Annotated in this window: 7 protein-coding genes; 3 read left to right on the top strand and 4 right to left on the bottom strand. The window is 63.1% G+C overall.

The window, feature by feature from the left end; genetic code table 11:
• Window positions 1–220: 220 nt before the first annotated feature.
• The 4 genes from B4E36_RS03825 to B4E36_RS03810 form a co-directional block, all read right to left on the bottom strand.
• Window positions 221–682 (bottom strand): MarR family winged helix-turn-helix transcriptional regulator, encoded by a 462-nt coding sequence (locus B4E36_RS03825; protein ID WP_292055960.1) that lies wholly within the window; start codon window positions 680–682, stop codon window positions 221–223.
• A 72-nt stretch (window positions 683–754) separates the two neighbouring features.
• Entirely contained in the window at window positions 755–1174 is a 420-nt protein-coding gene (locus B4E36_RS03820; protein WP_292055959.1) for a RidA family protein, read from the bottom strand.
• 68 nt (window positions 1175–1242) lie between these two features.
• A complete protein-coding gene (locus B4E36_RS03815) occupies window positions 1243–1986 on the bottom strand; it encodes an SDR family NAD(P)-dependent oxidoreductase (RefSeq protein ID WP_345900003.1) in 744 nt (247 codons plus the stop codon).
• A complete protein-coding gene (locus B4E36_RS03810) occupies window positions 1983–4262 on the bottom strand; it encodes a bifunctional salicylyl-CoA 5-hydroxylase/oxidoreductase (protein WP_292055955.1) in 2280 nt (759 codons plus the stop codon). Before B4E36_RS03810 ends, B4E36_RS03815 begins: the two co-directional genes overlap by 4 nt.
• A 458-nt stretch (window positions 4263–4720) precedes the next feature.
• Between B4E36_RS03810 and B4E36_RS03805 the strand changes: the two genes are divergently transcribed.
• The 3 genes from B4E36_RS03805 to B4E36_RS03795 form a co-directional block, all read left to right on the top strand.
• Entirely contained in the window at window positions 4721–5134 is a 414-nt protein-coding gene (locus tag B4E36_RS03805; RefSeq protein WP_292055953.1) for an acyl-CoA thioesterase, read from the top strand.
• Between the two features lie 49 nt (window positions 5135–5183).
• Window positions 5184–6806 carry an AMP-binding protein gene (locus B4E36_RS03800; protein ID WP_345900002.1) on the top strand — a complete coding sequence of 541 codons (1623 nt, stop codon included), beginning with the start codon at window positions 5184–5186 and terminating at the stop codon, window positions 6804–6806.
• 23 nt (window positions 6807–6829) lie between these two features.
• Window positions 6830–7164, top strand: a 335-nt coding sequence (locus B4E36_RS03795) for an acyl-CoA thioesterase (RefSeq protein WP_345900001.1), incomplete at its 3' end; no start/stop codon positions are given.

Genomic DNA, 7164 nt, shown 5'->3' with positions numbered 1-7164 from the left:
ATGCGTGGAGGCGCTGCTTCCCCTCATCCGGCCTTCGGCCACCTTCTCCCCGGCGGGGAGAAGGGGAAGACGGCGCGGCCCTGCCTTGCCGCTTGCTCCGAAAACGCAGCATGGTCCCCCTCTCCCCAGAGGGGAGAGGGTGGCGCGTATGCGCCGGGTGAGGGCAGCAGCCTTTCCTCTGATGAAGAGCGAGTGATTCCAAGCGAGGCCCGTCCGCCGCTCAACTATGCGGCTTGTGGCGGATATCCATCATGATCGAGATTGCACGGGCGATGTCCGGTTCGGCGATTTCGGCGAAGATCTCGTCGATCCAGCCGCGGTGGACGGCGGTGGCCTCGTCCATCAGCGCCTTGCCCTTGTCGGTGATGCGCACCAGGAAGGCGCGGCGGTCGGTTTCCTGGTTCTCGCGCTCGACCAGGCCGTCGGCAACCAGCTTCTCGATCACGCCGGTGACATTGCCGTTGGAGACCACGAGCTGTTTGGAAAGCTCGCTCATGCGCATGCCCTCGGGCACCGCGTGCAGCGCCGCCATCACGTCGAAACGCGGCAGCGTCATCGCGTAATTCTCGCGCAGCCGCTCCCGCAGATTGCCCTCCACATGGCGTACCGCCTTCAGCATCTGCAGCCAGAGGCGCACGCGCTGGGTGGCAAGGGCCGGGTCTTTGACTTCATGGGCGGTCATGGCGGATTCTCTCTTCTTCCGTAACCGCTCTAGCCGCATTTGCTTCAAACCTCAACCAGATTACGGCACGTCTTACCCGGCGGGGATTACCGCGGTCGCCTCGATCTCCACCTTGGCGGCGTCTTCCATCAGGGTGACGACCTGAACCACGGCCATGGCCGGGAAATGGCGGCCCATCACCTTGCGATAGGCCAGGCCAAGTTCCTTGAGGTTGTCGAGATATTCGCGCTTGTCGGTGATGTACCAGGTCAGTCGCACCACGTGTTCCGGCCGGGCGCCGGCTTCGGCGAGCACGGCGACGATATTGCGCAGTGTCTGTTCGAACTGGCCGACGAGATCGGCATGTTCGAATTCCTGTCGTGCATTCCAGCCGATCAGACCGCCGGTGAAGGCCATCCGGCCTGTGGCGGCCATGCCGTTGGCGTAGCCGCGGGCGGGAACCCAGCCTTCGGGTTCGAGAAACTGGTGCGGCGATTGCGAGAAGGATGTCATGCCTGAACTTTCAAATACAAACCTGATGGGCGGCTTTTCCGCGTTGCTTGTGGAGGCGGCGGGCGAATTCATACCTCGCCCCCCGAAATCGAGATCGCCTGTCCGGTGACCATGGCGGCGCGATCGGAGGCAAGCCAGAGCACGGCCTCGGCCACGTCTTCCGGCGGCACCAGCCGCTTCATCGGATTGGTGGCCTCAAGGGCAGCCCGTGCCTCCTCGGTGCTGCGGCCCGTGGTCTCGACGATGCGGGTGATCGAGCGTTCGGTCATCTCGGTGTCGAGAAAGCCGGGGCAGATGGCGTTCACCGTGATGTCCTTGCGGGCATATTCGAGCGCGGCCGATCTGACCAGCCCGACGACGCCATGTTTCGCCGCCGCATAGGGCGCGACATAGGCGTAGCCCTTGAGCCCGGCGGTCGACGCGATCGCGATCAGCCGGCCCTTGCGGCCCGCCATCGCCTTCGCGCCTTCGCGCAGCGTCAGGAAGGTGCCGGTCAGGTTGACGGCCACCATCGCGTTGAAGCCTTCGAGCGTGGTCGCGGCAAAGGGCGCGCTTTCCGACGCGCCGGCATTGGCGACCACGATGTCGAGCGGGCCGGCGGCGGCAAACAGCGCGGTCACCTGCGCCTCGTCGGTGATGTCGCAGGTCATCGCCGAGATCGCCTTGTGGCTTTCGGCAACGGTCTCCAGGGCCTCGCGCCTGCGTCCGCAGATGATCACCTCGGCGCCGGCATCGGCGAGCGCCCGGGCAATCACCGCGCCAACGCCCGAGCCGCCGCCGGTGACCAGCGCCTTTTTGCCGGAAAGGCTCATAACATCGCCTTCGCGCGTTCGGCAAGCGTATTGGCCTGCCGGCGGCCACCCTCATAGGGGGCCGGCCATGCCTGTTCGGTGTCGCCGAGTTCGACGGCGGCATGCAGCGTCCAGTAGGGATCCGCCAGATGCGGGCGGGCCAGCAGCACCAGATCGGCGCGGCCGGCCATCAGGATCGAGTTGACGTGATCGGCCTCGTAGATATTGCCGGCGACCATTGTCGGCAGGTGGATGTCGTTGCGCACCCGGTCGGAGAACGGCACCTGGAACATGCGGCCATAAACCGGCTGCTCGTCCTTGGTGGTCTGGCCGGAGGAAACGTTGATGGCATCGGCGCCGGCCTGCTTGAAGGCTTCGGCGATCTTTAGCGCCTCGTCCGGTTCGACGCCGGCCTCGCCCACCCAGTCATGGGCGGAGATGCGCACCGTCATCGGCTTTTCGGCCGGCCAGGCCGCGCGCATGGCGGCGAAGACTTCGAGCGGGAAGCGCATCCGGTTTTCCAGGCTGCCGCCATATTCATCCTCGCGCCGATTGGTAACCGGCGAGATGAAGGAGGCGAGCAGATAGCCGTGGGCGGCGTGCATTTCCACCATGTCGAAACCGGCGCGATCGGCGGCGCGCACGGCGGCGACGAACTGGTCACGCACCATGTCCATATCCGCCCGGTCCATCGCCTTCGGCGTCTGGCTTTCGGGTGTGTAGGGAATGGCGGAGGCCGAGATCAGCGGCCAGTTGCCGTCAATAAGCGGCTTGTCCATGCCTTCCCAGGCGACCCGGGTGGAACCCTTGCGCCCGGCATGGCCGATCTGGGCGCAGATCTTGGCGTCGGTCTCTGCATGGACGAAGTCGGTCAGCCGGGTCCAGGCCGGCACCTGTTCGTCGGTGATGCAGGGGCAGCCGGAGGTGATCCGGCCTTCCGGCGAAACGCAGAGCATTTCGGTGAACACCAGGCCGGCGCCACCCTTGGCGCGCTCGGCGTAATGGACGAAATGCCAGTCGGTCGGCATGCTGTCCTTCGCCTTGTACTGCGCCATTGGCGAGACCACGACGCGGTTCTTGAGCTCCATGTCGCGCAGTTTGAACGGGGCGAACATCGGCCGCCGTGTCGACTGGCTGCCGGCCTTTTTCTGGAACCAGGCTTCCGCAGTCGCCAGCCATTCCGGATCGCGCAGGCGCAGGTTTTCATGGCCGATGCGCTGCGAGCGGGTCAGCAGCGAATAGTTGAACTGCATCATGTCGAGGTCGAGATAACGCTCGACCTCCTCGAACCATTCGGTGGAGTTGCGGGCGGCCGAGGTAACCCGCAGCACCTGCAGCTTGCGCTCAGCCTCGTAATCATCGAGCGCCTTCTCCAGCGGCTTGCCGGAATTGAGCTCGTCGGCAAGGGCGGCCGCGCTCTCCATGCCGAGCTTGCTGCCGGAGCCGATCGAGAAATGCGCGGTCGCCGAGGCATCGCCGAGCAGCACGACATTGTCGAAATGCCAGTTCTCGCAAACAACGCGCGGGAACCGGATCCAGGCCGAACCGCGAATGTGGTTGGCATTGGTCATCAGGCTATGACCGCCGAGATGACGGGCGAAGATCTTTTCGCAGGTGGCGATGCTTTCCTGCTGGCTCATTTCGCCGAAGCCATAGGCCTCGAAAACCTCCGGCCCGCACTCGACGATAAAGGTCGCGGTATCGTCGTCGAACTGGTAGGCATGCGCCCAAATCCAGCCCTTGTCGGTCTTCTCGAAGATGAAGGTGAAGGCGTCGTCGAATTTCTGTCTGGTGCCGAGCCAGACGAAATGATTGCGGCGCATGTCGATCGACGGCTGGAAATGTTCTTCATAGAGCTTGCGGGTGCGCGAGTTCAGGCCGTCGGCGGCGATCACGAGGTCGTTTTCGGCGCGCAGTCTTTCGATGGCGGCGTCATCGATCTCGGCCTCGAATTCCAGATTGACGCCGAGTTCGCGGGCGCGTTCCTGCAGCAGGACCAGAAGCCGCATCCGCCCGATGCCGCAAAAGCCGTGGCCGCCGGAGGTCATGCTCTCCTCGCCGCGCACCACCTTAACATCGTCCCAATAGGCGAAATTGTCGCGGATCGACTGGACGACAACCGGGTCGTTGCCCTTGAAATTTTCCAGCGTCTCGTCGGAAAACACCACGCCCCAGCCGAACGTGTCGTCATGGCGGTTGCGCTCGTAGACGGTAATGTCGTGGCCGCTATCGCGCAGCTTCATCGAGATGGCGAAGTAAAGGCCCGAGGGCCCGCCTCCCAGAACGGCGATTTTCATATCCGGCTTCCCCTGTCGCTGCGTGTGGCGCTTGATGCGAAAATTAATTTGAATTTAAAATAAATTGGGTTTGGGGGTGGTGTCAAGCGCGGGTTTCGCCGGCAAGGACGACCGGTGCCTTCTTGCTGATCGTTGGAAGACGTCCGGCGGCCCGAGATCCCTCACCGGCGTCATCTTCGGGCTTGACCCGAGGATCTAAGCACATTGCACTACGAGCGGAGTGAACGGCTTGGCATGGTCGCGGCGCCAACTCGGAAAAAAACCGCCAACGCATCTCGCGACATAAGTGGTTGGATCCTCGGGTCAAGCCCGAGGATGACGCAGAGCGTTGGGATAGGCTGGGTCATCAACGCCAAGTCGATTATTTCAATATTGAACTAATAATCCGTCTCCTCTATGTTTTCCCTATAACCGGAAAACGCGGCCGATATCAGCCACAATACCAAGGGAGCCCGCCATTGCCGTTTGAAACCTCTCAAGCCCTGCGCTTCGGCGACTGCGATCTCACGGGCATTGCCTATCACCCGGCCTATTTCTCCATGCTGGTCGAAGTCAACCGCGCCATGTTCGCCTCCTTCGGGGTTTCCTGGGAGGAGATGATGCTGGAGCGCAACCTCGGCATGCCGGTGCTGAAGATGGATATCGGCTTCGAAAAGCCCGCGCGGTTCGGCGATGTGCTGGATTTTTCCATGCATGTGCGGCGCATCGGCAATTCCTCGCTCGATCTTGAAACCTTCGCCCGCGTCAGGGGGGAGGTGATCTGGTCGGTGCGCCAGCGCATCGTGCTCACCTCCACCGAGGATCACCGGTCGCGGCCATGGCCGGACGATGTCCGCGCCGGGCTGGAGACCTACATGGATCCGCCGGCCTGACAGACAAGAAGCAGGCAGCGTTCACTCATAAAAACAACGGGAACAGACCATGCCTCAGCAATTCCGGCCTTCGGGCCACACCGACAGCTTCGCCCGCGATAACCTGCCGCCCTTCGAAGCCTGGCCCGATCTTCTGCTGGACGGTTTCGAATATCCCGACCGGCTCAACGCGGCCGTCGAACTGACCGATGCCATGGTCGCAAAAGGGTTCGGCGACCGCGTTGCGCTGATCGGCAATGGCAGGCGGCGCACCTACAAGGAAATGGCCGACTGGACCAACCGGCTCGCCCATGTGCTGGTCGATGATCTCGGCGTCAAGCCCGGCAACCGGGTGCTGATCCGCTCGGCCAACAATCCCGCCATGGTCGCCTGCTGGCTGGCCGCCACCAAGGCCGGCGCGGTGGTGGTCAACACCATGCCGATGCTGAGGGCCGGGGAACTCTCCAAATATGTCGACAAGGCCGAGATCGAATTCGCGCTCTGCGACACCCGGCTGATGGAAGAACTGGTTATTTGCGCCAAGGAAAGCCGTTTCCTGAAAAAGGTGATCGGTTTCGATGGCACCGCCAATCACGATGCCGAGCTTGATCGTCTGGCGCTGGAAAAATCCGTGCAGTTCGACGCCGTCGACACTGCTTCGGACGATGTCGCGCTTCTGGGTTTCACCTCCGGCTCGACCGGCGATCCCAAGGCGACCATGCATTTTCACCGCGACCTGCTGATCATCGCAGACGGCTATGCCAAGGAAGTGCTGAACGTGACGCCGGAGGATGTGTTTATCGGCTCGCCGCCGCTCGCCTTCACCTTCGGCCTTGGCGGACTTGCGGTGTTTCCGCTGCGGTTCGGGGCGGCGGCCACCCTGCTCGAGGTCGCTTCGCCGGCGAACATGATCGAGATCATCGAGAAATACCGCGCCACCGTCTGCTTCACCGCGCCGACGGCCTATCGCGTCATGCTGCAGGCGATGGAGGAGGGGGCCGATCTTTCGAGCCTCAGGGCCGCGGTCTCCGCCGGTGAAACCCTGCCGGCGCCGGTCTACGAGGCGTGGATGGAAAAGACCGGCAAGCCGATGCTGGACGGCATCGGCTCCACCGAGATGCTGCACATCTTCATCACCAACCGGTTCGATGATCACCGACCCGCCTGCACCGGCCGGCCGGTCGGGGGTTACGAGGCGAAGGTGCTGGCCGAGGATGGCTCGGAAGCGCCGCGCGGCACGATGGGCCGGCTTGCGGTGCGCGGGCCGGCCGGCTGCCGTTATCTCGGCGGCGAGCGTCAGGACGAATATGTGCAGGATGGCTGGAACGTCACCGGCGACACCTTCGTGCATGACGAGGACGGCTATTTCCACTTTGCCGCCCGCAATGACGACATCATCGTCTCGGCCGGCTACAACATCGCCGGCCCGGAGGTCGAGGCGGCGCTGCTGCGCCATGAAGCGGTTTCGGAATGCGGCGTGATCGGCGCGCCGAACGAGGATCGCGGCCAGATTGTCGAGGCCCATATCGTGCTTGCCAAAGGCCACGTTCCGAGCGATTTGCTGGTGAAAGAGCTTCAGGACTATGTCAAAGCGACGATCGCGCCGTATAAATACCCGCGCAGCATCAAATTCGTGGAGGCGCTGCCGAAGACCTCCACGGGCAAGATCCAGCGGTTCCGCTTGCAGTCCTGAAAGGCCGTCGCATGACCTTTGAAATGAAGCAGAAAGTCCTGTTCAAACATTGCGATCCGGCGGGGATCGTGTTCTTCCCCCGCTATTTCGAGATGATGAACGATTGCGTCGAGACCTTCTTCTCAGAGGTGCTGGAATGGCCGTTCGAGGAATTCATCGGGCGCGAGGGCGTGCCGACGGCGGCGATCGAAACCCGCTTCACGGCGCCCAGCCTGCATGGCGATCATCTGGTGATCGCGCTTGACGTCGAACATGTCGGCCGCACCTCTTTCACCTATCGGATGACGGCATGGTGCGGCAATGAGAAGCGGTTCGAAACCAAGGCGCGGCTGGTGTTCGTCAACGACAGCGGCCGCCC

It is taken from the genome of Martelella sp. UBA3392, assembly GCF_002358775.1.
Classification (GTDB): domain Bacteria; phylum Pseudomonadota; class Alphaproteobacteria; order Rhizobiales; family Rhizobiaceae; genus Martelella; species Martelella mediterranea.
This window is presented reverse-complemented; position numbering and strand designations above follow the sequence as displayed.